This is a genomic window from Guptibacillus algicola (assembly GCF_020171805.1).
In the GTDB taxonomy this organism is placed as follows: domain Bacteria; phylum Bacillota; class Bacilli; order Bacillales; family Guptibacillaceae; genus Guptibacillus; species Guptibacillus algicola.
Genome location: NZ_JAIVAF010000003.1, coordinates 585,418 through 603,376, shown reverse-complemented (window position 1 = coordinate 603,376; position 17,959 = coordinate 585,418). Strand labels below are relative to the sequence as shown.

Annotated in this window: 14 protein-coding genes and 1 other annotated feature (1 of these 15 cut by a window edge); of the genes, 1 reads left to right on the top strand and 13 read right to left on the bottom strand. The window is 41.9% G+C overall.

The window, feature by feature from the left end; genetic code table 11:
- Window positions 1-123 (bottom strand) — a binding site (T-box leader) (it extends 134 nt beyond the left edge of the window).
- Window positions 124-209: 86 nt separating this feature from the next.
- The 7 genes from LCM09_RS10670 to LCM09_RS10640 form a co-directional block, all read right to left on the bottom strand.
- Window positions 210-467 (bottom strand): hypothetical protein, encoded by a 258-nt coding sequence (locus LCM09_RS10670; protein WP_224881415.1) that lies wholly within the window; start codon window positions 465-467, stop codon window positions 210-212.
- 171 nt (window positions 468-638) lie between these two features.
- Window positions 639-2,486 (bottom strand): asparagine synthase (glutamine-hydrolyzing), encoded by a 1,848-nt coding sequence (gene asnB / locus LCM09_RS10665; RefSeq protein ID WP_224881413.1) that lies wholly within the window; start codon window positions 2,484-2,486, stop codon window positions 639-641.
- 100 nt (window positions 2,487-2,586) lie between these two features.
- Window positions 2,587-3,585, bottom strand: coding sequence for a class I SAM-dependent methyltransferase (locus LCM09_RS10660; protein ID WP_224881411.1), 999 nt, complete (start codon window positions 3,583-3,585; stop codon window positions 2,587-2,589).
- Window positions 3,582-4,967 carry an FAD-dependent oxidoreductase gene (locus tag LCM09_RS10655; protein WP_224881409.1) on the bottom strand — a complete coding sequence of 462 codons (1,386 nt, stop codon included), beginning with the start codon at window positions 4,965-4,967 and terminating at the stop codon, window positions 3,582-3,584. The genes LCM09_RS10660 and LCM09_RS10655 overlap by 4 nt, the downstream gene beginning before the upstream one ends.
- A 95-nt stretch (window positions 4,968-5,062) precedes the next feature.
- Window positions 5,063-5,236 (bottom strand): glycine zipper domain-containing protein, encoded by a 174-nt coding sequence (locus LCM09_RS10650; protein ID WP_224881407.1) that lies wholly within the window; start codon window positions 5,234-5,236, stop codon window positions 5,063-5,065.
- 79 nt (window positions 5,237-5,315) lie between these two features.
- Complete coding sequence (locus tag LCM09_RS10645) at window positions 5,316-7,064, bottom strand: EAL domain-containing protein (protein WP_224881406.1); 1,749 nt, start codon at window positions 7,062-7,064, stop codon at window positions 5,316-5,318.
- 216 nt (window positions 7,065-7,280) lie between these two features.
- Window positions 7,281-7,631, bottom strand: coding sequence for a DUF1516 family protein (locus LCM09_RS10640; protein WP_224881404.1), 351 nt, complete (start codon window positions 7,629-7,631; stop codon window positions 7,281-7,283).
- Window positions 7,632-7,797: 166 nt separating this feature from the next.
- Between LCM09_RS10640 and LCM09_RS10635 the strand changes: the two genes are divergently transcribed.
- On the top strand, window positions 7,798-8,991 hold the full coding sequence (locus LCM09_RS10635; protein WP_224881402.1) for an ornithine--oxo-acid transaminase: 1,194 nt from the start codon (window positions 7,798-7,800) through the stop codon (window positions 8,989-8,991).
- Between the two features lie 47 nt (window positions 8,992-9,038).
- Here LCM09_RS10635 and LCM09_RS10630 read toward each other — a convergent pair whose 3' ends face one another.
- From LCM09_RS10630 to LCM09_RS10605, 6 genes are all read right to left on the bottom strand, one after another.
- On the bottom strand, window positions 9,039-10,463 hold the full coding sequence (locus tag LCM09_RS10630; protein ID WP_224881400.1) for an NAD-dependent succinate-semialdehyde dehydrogenase: 1,425 nt from the start codon (window positions 10,461-10,463) through the stop codon (window positions 9,039-9,041).
- Window positions 10,464-10,528: 65 nt separating this feature from the next.
- A complete protein-coding gene (locus LCM09_RS10625; RefSeq protein WP_224881398.1) occupies window positions 10,529-11,410 on the bottom strand; it encodes a fumarylacetoacetate hydrolase family protein in 882 nt (293 codons plus the stop codon).
- A 61-nt stretch (window positions 11,411-11,471) separates the two neighbouring features.
- Window positions 11,472-12,602: an efflux RND transporter periplasmic adaptor subunit gene (locus tag LCM09_RS10620; RefSeq protein WP_224881396.1), complete on the bottom strand. Its 1,131-nt coding sequence runs from the start codon at window positions 12,600-12,602 to the stop codon at window positions 11,472-11,474.
- Window positions 12,603-12,621: 19 nt separating this feature from the next.
- Window positions 12,622-13,272, bottom strand: coding sequence for a hypothetical protein (locus LCM09_RS10615; RefSeq protein WP_224881394.1), 651 nt, complete (start codon window positions 13,270-13,272; stop codon window positions 12,622-12,624).
- A gap of 155 nt (window positions 13,273-13,427) precedes the next feature.
- Complete coding sequence (locus tag LCM09_RS20915; protein ID WP_224881392.1) at window positions 13,428-16,772, bottom strand: AAA family ATPase; 3,345 nt, start codon at window positions 16,770-16,772, stop codon at window positions 13,428-13,430.
- An 18-nt stretch (window positions 16,773-16,790) separates the two neighbouring features.
- A complete protein-coding gene (locus LCM09_RS10605; RefSeq protein WP_224881390.1) occupies window positions 16,791-17,951 on the bottom strand; it encodes an exonuclease SbcCD subunit D in 1,161 nt (386 codons plus the stop codon).
- Window positions 17,952-17,959 lie beyond the last annotated feature (8 nt).

The window sequence follows — 17,959 nt, the reverse complement described above, 5'->3', positions numbered from 1 at the left end:
ACCAATAATGGATCCAATGTAAAGCTCAGAGGTTTGGTTCAATAACCGTTCCATACTCCTTTTCAGCAACCGGAGTTCTCTGTAGATGGTAAGGATATTTACTCTTCTCTTCAAAGCCTTTAAATTTGTAAAAATATTACCATAATTAAAAAGTTTTGTAAATTACTTTCGCTCAGATTTTTCCTAGGGAGATTCTTAACACTTTAGACTCAAGGGTTCCCATCTGTAATAAAATTTACGATATATCCAAAAAACATAAAGATAAAAAAACTAAAAAACATGAACGTATTTGCGATTATGAGTGAATTCTTCTTTATTAATGCTGCAAAAACAATTCCAACTGGAGCAATAATAAATGTTACAACCCATAATTGACTAGATACATTAAAAATAATATTAGGAAGCCAAACTAGCAAACTAACGATTAAGCAAATAATCGATAGTCGTTTAAAATGCGTTTTCTTCACCTTTGTCATCTACCTCCTCATCCCCACCCATATTCTACCACATACCCTTGACCGCACCTTAAGTAAATTTACTACCATAAAAACAACACCAATGAAAAATGTCCTGTAACCATCCACAGGACATTTCTACTCTTATTTTATTTCACATTATTTTTGATCAATAACCCTTCTTTAATCCACAAGATTAATCTTATTGTGCTCTAACCAAAAGTTAATCTGTGCAAGATGTGCGATGAGCTGAGGTCCTGCCATAAGCTGACCGAACCATGGAACTTTAAATGCTTTCCCATCTGTATCCAGAATGTCCTGCACCACTTTTCGATCGATCAGTTCGAGAATCGGTGCTTGCTTATTCGCGAGCGTTTCTGTTAGCCACGTTTTCACAGCTTTCGTGTAAGCAGGGTTATACGTTTTCGGATAAGGACTTTTCTTTCGGTAAAGAACATCATGGGACAATACACCAGTCATAGCTTTTCGAAGCAGCCCTTTCTCTCTTCCATCGAGCATTTTCATTTCCCAGGGAACATTCCACACATATTCGATGATTCGATGATCTGAAAAAGGTACTCGCACCTCTAGACTTGCGCCCATACTCATTCTATCTTTGCGTTCAAGTAACGTCGTCATAAACCAATTTAAATTCAAGTAGAAAAGTGCCCTTCTTTTCGCTTCTAGTTCAGTTTCACCATCAAGCTTCGGTGTTTCTTTGATCGTTTCTCGATACCTTTCTGTTACATAGCTTTCGAGCTTTAATTTGTTTCTAATGTCTTCTTTTAACATCGCTTGACGTTCAAGAGTCGAACGCATCCACGGAAACTGTTCTTGGTCAAGTAATTCTGGTTTATGAAACCATGGATATCCACCAAATATTTCATCAGCACACTCGCCAGATAGTGCGACGGTTGCTTGCTGTTTGATTTGTTTTGAAAACCATAATAGCGATGAATCCACATCAGCCATGCCTGGCAAATCACGACATATGACTGCCTCTTTTAAATGATGCACGAGCTGATCAGTATCGATTACACAGTTACGATGGTCTGTACTGAGCTCTGTTGAAACACGTTTTATCCAAGGAGCATCTGAATTCGGCTGAAACTCACTGCTCTCGAAGTATTTATCATTGTCTACATAGTCCACAGAGAAAGAACGAAGAACACCTCTACCTTCATCCTGAAACGCTGATTGAGCTACGGAAGTGATTGCACTTGAATCAACACCACCTGATAAAAATGTACATACCGGCACATCAGCCACAAGTTGGCGCTTGATCGAGTCTTTTAGAAGATCCCCGACCTTTCCTACAGTAGTTTCAAGGTTATCTGTATGTTCATTACTCTTAACATCCCAGTAACGCCACGTCTTTAAACCACTATGATTAAAGACCATGGCAAACCCAGGACGAACCTCTTTTATCCCTCGGAACACACCGTGACCAGGCGTACGAGAAGGTCCGAGCCCAAATATTTCTTGCAACCCTTCTCGATCGATCTCTGTCTTCACATCAGGATGAGCAAGGATTGCTTTAAGCTCTGATCCAAACTGCAGGGATGGTCCACTAGAACGATAGAACAGAGGTTTCACCCCAAGGCGATCTCTTGCTAGAAACAGGTGTTTCCTAAGGTCATCCCATATAGCAAATGCAAAGATCCCGTTTAAGTGATCGACACAGTCTTCTCCCCATTCGATATAGGAAGTTAGAAGCACTTCGGTATCAGAATGAGATCGAAACGTATACCCTTTTGAGAGGAGCACGCTCCGTAAATCTTCAGTGTTATATAATTCACCGTTATAACAAATCGTATATTTCTGATTAAGATGCTCTCGTGACATCGGCTGATTTCCGCCGGAAGGGTCAACGACAATGAGTCGCGTGTGTCCAAAACCACAGTGTTTGTTCATAAAACAATTCGTATCATCTGGTCCACGTTTAGACAGGGTCGCCGCCATCTGTTGAAGTACTTTTTCCTTTTGTGTTAGGTCCTGTTTCCAATCTACCCACCCGGTTATTCCACACAAAGGCTTTCCCCTCCAATCCATACTCTCTTTAACGTATGCAGGAGCCCAAATTTTGTGATAGGAAACTCCACAAAAAAAAGAAACCCTCTATGGGGCTTCTCTACACAGCTTTTTGAAAGGTTAAGCAGTACCATGCCCCTTCCTTAACAATCGGTTTCATCTGTTTTAGTTCAAAGCCTGCCTTTGTCGCCATGTCTACCATTTCCGTACTTGTTGGAAGCTGATGAAGGTTACTATGAGCGCTCATAAAGCTATTGAATGCAGCTGAGAACGCGTGGCCGTGCTCTGATTCATGAAGAGGAGAGATGATGATCAAGGATCCATTATCACTTGTCACTTCACTTGCTTTTTGAAAAAGGCTGTACCTTTCATCTGGCGCAAAGTAGTATAGTAAGTTATTCATCATCGCTACATCAAATCGATCACCGTCCCAGCTCCAGCTCATCATATCTTCCGGATAAAGATCGATTGATGATTTTAATTCGTAAGGAATATGTGATTCAGCATCAAGACAAACTTGCCTGCTTTTCTCGATCCCAACGAGCCTCATGTTTTCTTTTTTTGCTCCGATTCTAGAGAGGTAGCCTGCATACCCTGCTCCAAAGTCCACGACTGATTTCGCATCCACCTTTTGGAGCCATTGATACACTTTCGGAAATGCAAAACGTTCAATAAAACTTGAAGTGGCGGCTACCGTTCCTGCGTAATCTTCGTCCTTATATGAAGCATACTCCTTACCGTTCAATAATTTTGAGTACGAAAGGAGAATCGGAATATGTAATTCCATCATCTCTTTTAACAATACGCCTACGTTCTGGTCGCTATTCTTCGACATCGATTCAACCATACTTTTCTTGGATCGAATCAAGCCTTTCTTGTCTTCCTTCAAATGGCCGATCGCAACCCCCACCTCAGACCATCTAGTTAAAAGTAGTTCGTTCATCCCCCGTTTATCCGCAACTGCTGTTACAGTAGCTCCATGATGAAATTCATCAAATAAATCATGTTCGTAACCTAAATGGGCGTGCCACGCATAAAGAAAGGGCTCATTGCTCTTCATCCATTTCCTCGCACGCCATATCTTTTTTACCTCGTTCATCCTATCTCCCCCTTACTACCCTTCCACGGGTAATCTTCGTTTTTATCAAAAATCACTTTTTGTTCGATACCAGAAAGTTTATGATCATTTCTCCTTGCCGGAAGGAGACCTGCTTGCTTCATGCGATCAAAGATCGTAAATTTCCAAATCCCTAACCCTGAGGTATTGAGCATCTGCTTGTAATGAAGAACGGATGAATGCTCTGTTTGCTGTACCCCTTTTATCCTTAATCGTTGCCATGGACGGTAAGGGAATGAATAAAGCAGTGCTGCCTGGTGACTGAGACGTGAAACAAACTCTGCTCTTGGTTTCCTCACCTTTTCATACCATCTAAGGTGCTTCCATTCTGTTTGGTTCGTTTTAAACATCCAACATAGCAGCTCCCCAAGCACATCCGAATCTTGTATAGCTAGATTCATCCCCTCTCCCGCCATCGGGTGCACACTGTGCGCTGCGTCACCAGTTAAGATAATGTTATCTTTTACATATTGGGAGACATTGTGTCTAACTGGAATCATGAGCTGGATCTTTTTCCACGAATCGATCTGTTGGACATACCCATCGAGCTCAGGTATCAATTCGCAGTATGCGCGATAGAAAGAATCGAGTCCTTCTTTACGCATTTCTTTAAACTCTCCTGGCTTGATCAGCAGTACACTTCTCACTTCATTATTTGGAAGAGGAAATAGTCCAAGAAAACGATTCTGGGTCGTAATGATGGTGGATTTATCAAGGCTATCAGGGCGAGGAAATGAGACAGTTAGGAAATGATGGTTGTATGAGGTTTTCTTCATTTCTACATCCATCGCCGTTCGTGTTGGAGACGCTCGACCTTCAGCACCGACGTAGAAATTCGCCTGTATCTCAAGTTGTCCCTCTTTCGTCTCGATCACCGCTTTTTTCTTAGATGATTCTTCATCAGTAAACCCTGTAAACTTTGCTGGTTGTATGTGATCGATCGAGTCATACTTCGATGCTTCTTCAAACAATAGTTTTTTCAACCGCTCATGGGGAATCATTAAAGACGTATTGTAAGGAGATTGAATAAGATCATATCGAAATTCATTTTCACTTAATTTCTTAAGAGAGCCATTGTCCATCCGTTCGAATTCATGAAATTGAATGGAAGGAAGACTGACTCCGTTCTCTTTCACCGTTTCTAGGAGACCGATGCGATCTAGTATATCGAGGCTCTTAGGTTGTAGAAGTTCTCCTTTGTATATCAAACCGCTTTTCTTATCTTTTTCTACGATTAGGGTTTTCACATTGCTCTGACCTAGTTTCACTGCAAGGGTGAGCCCTGCGATTCCCCCTCCGATTATTAAGACATCGTACTGCATCTCTATCACCTCGTTACTACCCTTCTCTTCCCTTCTTCTCAACTGGATAAACAGAATGATCCTTGAGAGATGTGCTAGCTCAAATATTTAATGCGACACACAAAAAAGCTTAGCCCAAAGGACTAAACTATGAACAGTTATTTCTTTTTAGTAAATAGGATACTATCCAAGCCTGCTCCAATAGCAACGCCAAGGGCAATTCCAAGTCCAATATTATCAAAGACGACGCCATACACGACACCTAATGCAGTTCCCACACCTATAAACGTTCCTGGTGCAGCCACCTTCTTCTTCGGCTTTTTATCGTTCACTCATATCCCTCCTGCATGATTTTATTATGAATAAAAAAACACCTATCAAATCAACTGGATTTGATAGGTGTAAGCACACTTAAGTGGCGAGCGGAAATTCACGAGATGTAAGAAGTTTTTCAAAGTGTTCTTTATTTAGTGGTTTACTATAAAAGAACCCTTGCGCGAAATTACATCCAAACCTTTTGACGATCTCGCCTTGCTCCTCTGTTTCAATTCCCTCTGCGACGATTGATAAATTCAAGCCTTCACACATCGTGATAACCGCTTTGACGATCGCTGCATCCGCACTGTTTTCTTTTAGGTTACGAATAAACGATTGGTCGATCTTTAAGATATCCAGTGGAAAATCCTTAAGATAACTTAGTGATGAGTAGCCCGTTCCGAAGTCATCGATCGAAACTTTGATTCCCATATTTCTTAGCTGTCTTAACATTGAAATACTATATTCGGTATTGACCAGTGTAGTACTTTCCGTTACCTCTAGATGAAGAGAATGAGGGGATAGCTGTGATTTCGTTAACGCATCTCGAACCGATTCAACGAAATGTTCACTCTGGAATTGACGTCCAGAAACGTTAACGCTAATCGATAGATGTTCGTAGCCCAAGTTCTGCCACATCTTTGTTTGTGTACACGCTTCGTTTAACACCCATATCCCAATCTCTTCAATAAGTCCCGTATCTTCAGCAAGTGGAATGAATTCGGCAGGTGACACTAATCCTAACTTAGGATGATTCCACCTTATCAAAGCTTCACACGCATAGATCTTTTGTTCATCAAGATTCACCTGCGGCTGATAGTAAAGCGTTAGTTCTTCCTTCTCAATCGCTCTACGTAGATAGCTTTCTAACTCTAGCCTCTCGAATGCCTGATCATTCATCTCATCTCTATAAAATTCAATATGATTGGCGCCTTGCTTTTTCGCTCGGTCTAAAGCGATATATGCGTTTCTCATCAATTCATCCATATCTGCGCCATCATGTGGGGAAATACTGATTCCGACTCCTACTGTCATGAAATATTCCACTTCATTGTAAACAATCGGCTCTTTTAACTCATCGATGATTCGTTTTGCAAGACACAACGCATCATTCTCGGTATTCATACCAGAAAGGATCATTGTAAACTCGTCGCCACCAAACCTTGCAAGAACAGCATCGTCTTTTACTGCATCTCTCAATTTTGCTGTAACGAGTTTCAGAATATGATCACCCCGTTGATGACCAAGACTATCGTTGATGAGTTTGAAACGATCTAAATCAACAAACATGACAGCAAGCATTTCATCACGTGCTTTTAGCGATTCTTCTAGTAAGTTCTCAAACAAAAGACGGTTTGGTAGTTCTGTTAGAACATCATAGTACGCAAGGTGCGCGATCTTCTCTTCTGCCCTTAGTTGCCTCATGATATTCTTTCCGATTCCATAAGCGCCAACCACTTCCCCATTCTCAATAATAGGGATATTCGTAATTGTAAAAAGAACACTTTCTCCTGACTTATGGATTAAATGCACATCATAAGACTGCGCTTGTCCTCTAAGAGCAAGTTCAAATTTTTCTTTTGTTTTTGAGAAATCTCGCTGAGCTACAAAATTCAGTGAATAGTTACCCATCACTTCATCAGGTCTATACCCTAACAACGGTTTAAGAGCAGGGTTAACGCTAGTAATCTTACCGAAAACGTCAACAGAATAAACGAGGTTAGGATTTTGTTCAAATAGGGAGTTATATCGCTGCTCAGACTGCTGCAAACTAGCAGCGAGCGACTCTAACTCTTCTGTTGATGCCTTTATCAAATGAGATAATGCCTTTGTTCCTCCATCCAATTCGTTCATCTCCTGCATGTAGAATGATAGTAAAGATTGAATTCTCATCTTGTGTTCTATGTAAAACCAACGACTTCTAATGGTTCAATGATATCAAAAAGAAGGGAATACGAATACCTTTATAACAAAAACAAGTCTATTACCCTATTCTATATATCGGTAGAAATATCCATTTGTTTAATAGAAAAAACCGCCACAACAATGGCGGTTTGACATTCATAATTGATATAGATGTAGTACAGAATACCCGTAAAAGAAGACAAGAAAGAAGGAAAACATAAACTGTAGCCAGAAGGGCCATATCGACTTACCTTTCTTACCCCTTACTAGAATCATCTCCATCGATGAGAGCAACCAGATTGCTAGAACTGCTTTTACGATTGAAGGGCCCCAGAAATTATATCCTGAAACGAGAATAACTCCTGAAATTACTGTTAATACATATAACGTCCGAAGCACCATATGGGTGATCTTTTGGACTTTCATTTTTCCTTTTCTCATAAGGAAATAGCTAATGAGAAAAGTCAAAAGCGTTAATACAAACGCAGTGTAATGTGCATGAAGCATAGTATTGTTCCTCCTCAGAATAATTGCGACAAACCTATTTTATCATGAAGTAGGATTCGTTCGAAAACTATCAGATTATTTTGACTCAAATGATATGAAGGAGATAGATTCATTGTTATAATGAGGGAGTGTGACATGAATAAATAGACGGGAGTGACGGAGTATTATGGTACAAACACAAGATATTATTCAGATGACAGAGCAATACGGAGCTAACAACTATCATCCATTACCGATCGTCATCGCAGAAGCTGAAGGTGTATGGGTAAAAGACCCAGAAGGAAACCGCTATATGGACATGCTCAGCGCATATTCTGCAGTGAACCAAGGTCATAGACACCCAAAGATTATTCAAGCTCTCAAAGACCAAGCCGATCGCGTCACATTAACTTCTAGAGCATTTCACAACGACCAGCTCGGACCGTTTTATCGTAAGATTTCCGAATTTACTAACAAAGACATGGTGTTACCGATGAACACGGGCGCTGAAGCTGTTGAAACAGCTGTAAAAGCGATGCGCCGCTGGGCTTATGAAGTAAAAGGTGTTGAAAAAGACAAAGCTGAGATCATCGCATGTGAAGGAAACTTCCACGGACGTACGATGACAGCTGTTTCTCTATCTTCTGAAGAAGAGTATCAGCGTGGCTATGGTCCAATGCTTCCTGGTATCAAGCTCGTCCCGTACGGTGATATTGAAGCGCTTAAGAAAGCGATCACACCGAATACAGCTGGTTTCCTGTTCGAACCGATCCAAGGTGAAGCAGGAATCAATATCCCACCAGAAGGATACTTAAAAGAAGCGTTTGAGTATTGTAAGAAAAATGATGTTCTCTTCGTCGCTGACGAAATTCAAGCTGGCCTTTGCCGCTCAGGTAAAAAGTTCGCTTGTGATTGGGATGACGTAGAGCCTGATATGTACATTCTTGGCAAGGCACTTGGTGGTGGCGTATTTCCTATTTCGTGTGTTGCGGCTAACAATAACGTTCTTGGCGTGTTCACTCCAGGCTCACACGGTTCAACGTTTGGAGGAAATCCGCTCGCTTGTGCAGTTTCCATCGCATCGATCGAAGTGCTTGAAAATGAGAAGCTAGCTGACCGTTCCCTCGAACTAGGTAACCACTTCCAACAGAAGTTAAAAGAAATCGACAACCCAGCGATTAAAGAAGTTCGCGGACGCGGTCTTTTCATCGGAGTCGAGCTTCATGAAGCAGCTCGCCCATATTGTGAGAAACTAAAAGAGAAAGGTCTTCTCTGTAAAGAAACTCACGAAACAGTCATCCGTTTTGCGCCTCCACTCATCATTAGTGAAGAGGACCTTAACTGGGCGATCGATCAAATTAAAGATGTACTTTCAGTATAAATTAAAAGCCCCGCTGATCTGATCTTCAGCGGGGCTTCCTTAATGCCTTATAATCCTATCGAAACATATTTGGTTTCAAGGTAAGCTTCGATTCCCTCATGACCACCTTCACGTCCAAGACCACTTTGCTTCATACCACCGAACGGTGCTTGTGCAGCAGATGGCACTCCGTCGTTCCAACCTACAATCCCATAATCCAAACCGTTTACAACGGCATTCCCTCTTCGTACGCTTTCACTGAATACGTATGCTGCAAGTCCAAATGGCGTTTGGTTTGCATATTTGATCGCTTCTTCATCAGTAGATACCTTTTGAATCGGTGCTACCGGTCCAAATGTTTCTTCATTCATAATCAACATGCCAGGTGTTACATCTTTTAAGATCGTTGGGCGATAGAAGTAACACCCATTTTCTTCGTATCCTTCTCCACCTAGCGCAACTGTTGCTCCTTGACTCGTTGCATTCTTCACGTGCTTATCGACTTTGTCATAACCATCTTTGTCGATCATAGGACCGATGTCCGTCCCTTTTTCAAGACCATTACCAACGTTAAGTTCTTTTGTTTTCTGAACAAACCGTTCGACGAACTCATCGTGAATCTTCTCTTGAACATACACTCGGTTCCCACAGATACATGTTTGGCCACCGTTTCTAAATTTAGATGCAATGACGCCATCAACAGCTTTTTCAATATCAGCATCATCAAGAACGATGATCGGCGCATGACCTCCTAGCTCAAGAGAAATATTCTTAACCGTTTCTGAAGCTTGTTCCATCAGTTTCTTCCCAACTTCTGTAGATCCCGTGAACGTGATTTTCCTCACGTGAGGATTACTCATCAGTTCACCTGCAACTTCAGAAGACTTTCCTGATACTAGGTTCACGACTCCTTTTGGAATTCCGGCTTCTTCACAAAGCTCGACGAGTCGAACAGCAGTTAAAGGCGTTGCAGAAGGCGGCTTGACCACGAACGTACACCCAGCAGCAAGAGCTGGTGCTAGCTTCCTAGCAATCATCGCAGCGGGGAAGTTCCATGGGGTGATCGCCCCAACAACGCCGACAGGCTGCTTACGAACTTCCATCATTCTTCCTTCTTTGTGCGGAGGAATCGTACGTCCATATACGCGTTTTCCTTCTTCAGCAAACCATTCGACGAATGAAGCAGAATACGCTACTTCTCCTTTCGATTCATGGAGAGGCTTACCCATTTCTTTCGTCATCAATTCTGCTAACTCATCTTCATGTTCCATCATGAGTGAATGAAGCTTTTTTAAGTATGATGCACGCTCATATGCAGTTAGATTAGACCATGCTGGAAAAGCGTTATGTGCAGCATCGATCGCTTTTTTCGTTTCGGATTTACCTCCGAGTGGAACAGATCCAACGACTTCATTTGTTGCTGGATTTCTTACTTCGATCTTTTCTAAATCCTGCCCTGTCCATTCTCCATTAATATAATGAAACTTCTCCATTTGCTAACCCTCCTGATAAACTAAAATCTCCTATACGTTTCCTTTTTTATGGAGCTATTAAACACTTACCCTATATTAACTTCATTCTGAAGAGAGCCAATTCCTTCAATTGAAATCGCAATCTTATCACCATGCTTTAGAAATTTTGGCGGCTTAAACCCTTTCCCGACACCAGAAGGCGTCCCTGTTGCGATAATGTCACCTGCTTCAAGCGTCATCCCTTTTGAAAGTACTGAGACAAGCTCACGTATATCAAAAATCAAATCTTCCGTATTTCCGTCTTGCCTTACTTCACCATTGATCGTCGTAACGATATTGAGCTTATGAGGATCTTCCAAAGCAGAGTGATGGAGAATAACAGGGCCCATCGGACATGATTGATCAAGGCTTTTACCAATAAAAAACTGCCCATGCTTCTTTTGAAGGTCACGAGCCGTGATGTCATTTACAATCGTATACCCAAAGACATGATCCATTGCATCCTCTCGAGAAATTCCTTTCCCGTCTTTACCAATGACGATTGCAAGCTCACCTTCATAATCAAGCTGAGTGGAAACCTCTGAAGAAAACGACAACAGCTCATTCGGGTTTGCGATGCTTGTCGGTGCTTTTGTGAAAATCATTGGATTTGTAGGGATATCCTTCTCACTCCCCATCTCGATCGCATGGTCTTTATAGTTCTTGCCCACACAAAAGATATTCTTTAACGGCCGCTGAATTGGAGCGGTAAGCGTGATGTCTTCGATGGATACGTGATACCAATTCTTGCTTTCTTGAAGTAAGATTTCGATCTCATCGTGCCGATCTTTTGAGATGAAATCTAATAATGTTGAAACGCTTTCACCTTTTGCTTGAAAATACGAGAAACAGTCAAGGACCGCCTCCTCCTCTTCAAGCCAAACACCAAATCTGTTTTGTCCTTTGTAAAGAAATGAAATGTACTTCATTACTGTATCTCCTTTCGTTTATGTGTAAAAAAAGGCCTGCAGTAACGTGCAGGCCGTCTTCTTATTCTTTTGCTTCCTCATCGCTTTGTTTCTTCTCCGTTAGAAGCTCTGTAAATTCTTCTCTTGGTCTTTTCAATACCTTCTCATTCACCTTGAGTCCAGTTAGGACTTCGACAGCGTTGTCTTTCACCCTGCCCGTTTCGATCGTTCGTAGCTTAAGCTTTTTCTTCTCAACTACAACGACGTACGAGACATCATCTTTGTTGATGATGCTTTCCCGAGGTACGATCGGAGCATCAACATTCTGATGAAGAGGAACTTCGATCTCAACATGCGTACCCGCTGTCATGTCCTCTGTTTCGTCCATCAACACGGTAAAATGAAAATAGCTTGATTCTTCCTCAATCGAGTAAGGACGGTTTTCCACCATCGTGATTCGACCGCTTACAGACTTTCCTGGATATGCAGGTGCTTTGATCGTTACTTCTTGATCAACTGCGAGTAGCGGATAGTCAAGTTCTGAGACAGACCCTTGAACAGCTAACTCATTTGAGTCTACTTTCGCAACTGCTTCCCCATTTTCAGGCGTTCGGTTAAGCTGAGTAACCGTTCCTTCTAATGATGATTCTATTTCTCTTTCAACTTCTTCCTGATCAGCAGCCTGAATTTTGCGATCTAGTTCTTTCGCGTCTAGCTCAGCTAATCGCTTTTGATACTCTGTTTCTCGTATTTGTTCATCGATACCGAGTAGAAGTTGAATTCTTTCTTCATCATTCAGCTCAGAATTCAGTTGAATTGTCGAAGCCTGTGATGAGAGGTCATTCAGTTGGTCGTCCAACACATCGATCTCAGTTTCCACTTTGTTTTGCTCTGCTTCTAATTCAGAAACATCTATGTCCTGATCGGATTCATATTCAAATAGTGCAGTTCCGATCGAAACTTCTTCACCTTCTCCGACAAGAAACTCTGAGATTTCGCCTCTAGTTCGCTGATAATAGTATACTTCTTCATCTTGAGGAACGAGTAGTCCATCGAAGCTATTTACATCTTCAAACGTTTCTTTCTTCACCGATACCGTTTCGAGCTCCTTCTCTCCTGCTAGTACTCGTTGAATGACGAGTGTGTTTACAGTTACGAAGGCTACAAGAAGCAGACCGAGACTTATGCTGATCAAGAGCGACTTACGATTCAATTCGAAATCCACCTCTCATTTAAAATGCCGTTCGGAAATATGCCATCACGAAAGCGAGTGTGATGTCGAGAATGATGATTATGGTAATGACAAAACTTCTTTTATGAGAAGTTGCTTGTTTGATCGCTGCATATTGGACAATGATGGACCATACAAGAAACAGCGACAAACTATAGCTAAAAAATAACCAGAATGAATCATCCACGAAGATGTCGATATAGACACCGATGCTAAATGGTGAAATATATGAAGGTTCATGGAGAAAAATAATAAATGGCAGCTGCACGATCATTCCGATCAATAAAATAAATACAGCGTAACTATGTATAAATGAGAGTCTTTTAAATCCAACATCCTGAAAGAATGGCCAAAATAATAGCGCTCCAACAAGAATGATGAAGAAAAAGACAAGTATTCCTAAAACACCATCAGATATGACTTCACTTAATACGAATAGTAGCTTCTCGCTCGACTCTAATCCTGCATACTCAGGTAACTCACCAGCGTATTTGATGTTCAAAAAAGACGTTGATGCGGTTACAACGAAAGCTAGCAAGCTGAGCAAGATAAGACGCCACCATGAACCTTTTAATCGATAAGCCGAACGCAACGTTCGAAAATGAGTAAAAGGTTTCACAATTCCTTTTCCTAATTTCATAGAGTGCGACATCCATGTTCCTCCTACGTTAATTACCTCAACTACTAATCATATTTTTACATAAAATACGTTATTTTGACAGTCTCTTTCATCAATTCTTTACATTTATTGTATGGATGTGAGAAAAAACAAGCTGCCGAGAATCATCTCGGCAGCCTAGGGTAGAACTATAGCGTCTCTAATTGTATTCTACTTCCTTTACCTGAAGGCTCAGAAGGTGTTACGACAAGCTTTCGTGGAAGTCTTGCGCGCAACTCAGGAACGTGGCTGATTACGCCGACTGAAAGACTTTCGGTTTGCAGCTTTTCAAGTGAGGTGATCACCGTATCGAGCAATGTTTCATCGAGCGTCCCAAATCCTTCATCCAAAAAGAAGAATTGAAGAGGATGCGCTCCTCTCAGCTGGATTTGTCCTGATAGTGCAAGAGCAAGCGAAAGAGAGGTCAAGAACGTCTCGCCACCTGATAGCGTAGAAACAGGTCTCTTCACTCCCCCATTTGCGTCATCTCGAATAAGGAAACCACCAGAAGAATCAACTTCGAGGGCATAGCGCTGACCAGTCAGATCCCCTAGCTTTTGTGATGCATCGAGACTAACCTGCTCTAGCTGTTCTGAAGCGATGAACTCTACGAAACTATTTCCGCGGAACACTGCTTGAAGCTTCCCTAGCTTTTCGAGCTCTTCACTTGTTTTCTTTCGATCACGTTCTAATTCCATGAAGCGCTCATGCCTTTTCGTGACGTCTTCTACATGATGACGGCTTGCCGCAAGTTGAGAGTGTGCATCGTCTCTTGCTTTTTGCTTTTCTCTTGCAGACTCTTCTGCTTCTTTCCATTCATCTTCCGAAATCTTCTCGCCAGCTAGTTTTGTTTCTAGCTCTTCGATTCCGTGAATAACACGATTCCATTCTTTATCATACGTTTCTACTTCTTCTTCCCACTCAGAACGAGACTGTTTTGACACTTCTTGAGCCCTAACACTCTCTCGATTTGAGAAAATCGATTCCTTTTGTTCTCTCTCATAGGAAGAGCTCGCTTTTTCTAAACGCACTCGAACGTCTTTTACATAGTTTTCATCAGCAGCTGCTTGTCGCTCTGCTTTCTGATAATCTTGTTCCAGCTTAGTAAGTTCTTCTCGAGCCTTTTTCTCAGAATCTCGTAGATTATTCAGTTGCTCTTCGACGTTTTGATACAAGGTTTGTGCTGAACCTTCGCCAACTAGTTCAACTAGCTCCCGTTCGTCACGATTGACTTGTTCATTATTCTGATGGAGGGTGCTCTTAATCTCCGCTTTTTGAACGGTTAGTGTTTGCACTTTTTCTTGTAAAAAGGTAGATCGTTCTTCTTTTTCCTCGATATAAGGAATGCTTTTTGATAAACGCTCTCGAAGTACTTCCGCATCACCGTCCATCTTTTCAAGCTTTCTTACTTCTTCTTCAATCTCATCTACTTCAAGAGAAAGGTCTTCTTTTATCTTTCGCTTTAGTTCATCTACTCTCGCACTGAATGCTGCCTTTTTCTCTAAGAGGGATGCGAGATTGCGGTTAACCTGATCAAGGCGATAACTGTTTTTTGAAACAGTGGAACTATACTCCTGCAGGTCTTTTCCTACACTTCTGATCGCTTCTTCTAACTCCCTTACATCTTGAGCAAAAGACTTCAACTCTGTAACTAGATCTTCTGATAAATCAACGGGTTTTTGTTCCGCTTTAATCTCTCTTACGCCTTCATCAAGATCAATCATCGTATCAGATAGCTGTTCGAGTTTATATTGTAGCTGCTTTCCTTGCATGAGACTATCCTTCAGTGCTTCTCGCTTTTGCTCTGTTTGCTCGATCTTGTGCTGCCATTCAAGGGTCTGATCTTCCCCTCTCGCAAGATCAACATGTTCGGTCGCTCCACAAACTGGACAAGCCTCTCCTTCTTGAAGTTCTGAAGCAAGCTTAATTGCAATCGCATGCGTTCTACTATTTTCGAGCTTCTGGTAGGCTTCATGAATCGTTTGACTAAATCTCGCAATACGTTTGTCGATTGCTGTTTTGCATGAAGATACGCCTTCGTAGCTGGTTAGCAGCTTGCGGAAAAGCGAACGATAGCTTTCTTTTGTATTATTCAGCGTGTCATGCATGTCGTTCTGCGACGCTTCAAGAGAGGATTTTTCGCTCTTAATCTTCTCTTCTTCCTCTTCTGTTTCTTGTAATTGTTTTGATACGCTTTCGTATTCTTGCTTTAGTTGTTGAGCTGTCGACAGTCGTTTTCTTTCTTCATTCGGAATTTGCAAGTTCTCAAGCTTACGATTCAAATCTTCTTGCAGCGACCTCGCTACTTTTAAATCATAATCTGCCTGTTCTTTGGCATTATTTGCTTCAGCTGATTCTTCTTCAATTTTATTTGATTTCTCTAGGTTAGCATTACGAATTTTTTTCAAGCTAGTAAGATCATTCTCAAGCTTAATCCCTCGTTCAAGGTCATTTAGCTTCTTGATGAGTTGCGGCTCTTCTGTTTGCTGTTTCTTTCGTATATCGTCATAGCTCTTCTTAGCAGCTTCATAACGCTTTGTCGCTTTTGTTAGCTGTTGTTTCGTTTGATCAAAACGACGAAGCGCTTCTTCTTCCTCTTTCTCGGTAGATTCAAGCGTATCGAGGTATGGTTTTAATTCAGAAGCTGCAAATGCATGTTTAATCTTAGTCTTAAGCTCGTTAACTTCGTCACTTTTTGTAAGAAGGCTCGTCTTTTTATTCGTTAATTGAGTAAGCTCTTGCTGAAGAGACCAAATTCGCTCCGCATGTTGTCGCTTCTTTTTCGAAGCATTAAGCTCATTCGTTGCCTTTTCTGCTGCATCTTCTGCGCTTTTCAGAGCTTCCTTCGCCTCTTTCAAATGTTCCTTTGAAGCATCTCCGAGGCCGGTTTGTTCTGCCGTCAGCTCATTCAACACGCTTTTCTCTTGATCCACTCTTGCCTTTAATCTGCGATTGAACTGATCACCGTACTTCTCTAATTGGAAAAGTCTTTGAAGCATTTGGCGCCGTTCTGTCCCTTTTAAAGAAAGAAATTCCGCAAACTTACCCTGTGGCAAAACGACGGCTCGGGTAAAATCATCGATCGTCAGTCCAAGAATTTCTTGAATTCGTTGAGATACATCGCGATCCTTATCAGCGAGAATGCTTTCTTCACTCGTAATCTCTACAAGGCGAGATGTTGTTGAGCGGACCGAAATATCACCTGACCGCTTATAACTTCGTTCGACCCGATATTGAACACCTTCACTAAGTTCAAATGTAAATGATACAGAAAGTGTGTCTTCCGCATGATTCATGATTCCCTGCGTATTGTTCGTCGCACGCTCGACTTTCCCGTATAGCGCAAGTGTCATCGCATCGAGCAACGATGATTTACCACTTCCGGTCGGGCCAAATATCCCGAAGACGCCGCCCTGACATAGCGCTTCGAAATCAACAACCTGTGATTCTCGAAAACTATGAAGACCTGATACAGATAATCGTAGTGGCTTCACTCTTTCATTCCTCCCTTCCTACTCATCTTCTTCACCTTCAGAAAGTTCTAAGAACAAGCGAACTAGCTCTTCGTCAGGTTCTCCTCCATCTGTCTGCTGTTCATAGAAACGTTTGAAAAGTTCGTCGATCGGAAGGTTTGAATTAGCTGTCGTGTTTTTTGTTTCACTTTTATTAAAAACAGGTCTTATATGGATAAAACCTTCATGTTTACTTCGTAATCTATGAATTTCCTCTATTGAGAGAGTATCGCGTAAATGCACCTCAAGATCGACCCACGCATCCTGATCTTTTCCTTCTTCAAGCCACGTATATACCTGTTCGATTCCTTGATCCGCAACCCACCTCACTAGTGGTTTTCCTGACTGAAGAGGGACTTCATCAATATGTGCGAGACCACCTGGTTCTACATCAATGAGCGTGACTGATTTTGCATGACTCGCCTCAGAAAAGCTGTACGCGAGAGGGGATCCAGAATATCGTGCGAGAGCAGAACCTCTTGTGATCGTTTGTGGACGATGAAGATGCCCAAGCGCGACGTACTGAGCCTGTTCAGGCAATGAGTTAGCAGAAACGGTATAAGCACCACCGACTTGAATCGGCCGCTCTGAATCAGTCTCTCTACTCCCAGCAACATAAATATGACTCATCGCAATATGCACCGCGTCATCCGGTACATCAGAGGAAAGATCGTGAAACAGTTTCTCTACACGATCATCATAAGCGAGCTGTAACACTCCTTCTTCCTGACTTTCAGTAAGACATTCGTTCAAACGAGATTCTGATGGGTAAGGAAGAGCTGCTATGGAAAGCTTCTGACCATTACGAACTGTCAGCTGAAGGCGTTCTGCTGTAGGAAACCCGATGATCGTAATCCCGTTTCGATCCGCTAGGGGACGTGATGCTGCCAGGCGATCTGGACTATCATGGTTTCCAGAAATAATAATAAGCGGTCGTTCGCCGTTTTGGGTTAGCTTAACTGCAGCATCGTAAAATAGCGTTTCGGCAGCCGCTGGTGGATTTACCGTGTCGAAAACGTCTCCTGCCATTAAGATGGCATCCACATTTTCATCATCTGCGATGGTGATGAGCTCTTCGAGGAACTCTTTTTGCTCTGGTAATCTACTTCTTCCTTCAAGCGTTTTTCCTAGATGCCAATCTGCTGTATGAAGCAACTTCATCTTCTTCA

What these genes read in the sequence shown, in the direction of transcription:
- LCM09_RS10660 (WP_224881411.1), bottom strand. Translation starts at nt 3,585, where the DNA reads ATGAACGAGGTAAAAAAGATATGGCGTGCGAGGAAATGGATGAAGAGC.
- LCM09_RS10615 (WP_224881394.1), bottom strand. Translation starts at nt 13,272, where the DNA reads ATGTCGCACTCTATGAAATTAGGAAAAGGAATTGTGAAACCTTTTACT.
- LCM09_RS10635 (WP_224881402.1), top strand. Translation starts at nt 7,798, where the DNA reads ATGGTACAAACACAAGATATTATTCAGATGACAGAGCAATACGGAGCT.
- LCM09_RS10605 (WP_224881390.1), bottom strand. Translation starts at nt 17,951, where the DNA reads ATGAAGTTGCTTCATACAGCAGATTGGCATCTAGGAAAAACGCTTGAA.
- LCM09_RS10640 (WP_224881404.1), bottom strand. Translation starts at nt 7,631, where the DNA reads ATGCTTCATGCACATTACACTGCGTTTGTATTAACGCTTTTGACTTTT.
- LCM09_RS10625 (WP_224881398.1), bottom strand. Translation starts at nt 11,410, where the DNA reads ATGAAGTACATTTCATTTCTTTACAAAGGACAAAACAGATTTGGTGTT.
- LCM09_RS10630 (WP_224881400.1), bottom strand. Translation starts at nt 10,463, where the DNA reads ATGGAGAAGTTTCATTATATTAATGGAGAATGGACAGGGCAGGATTTA.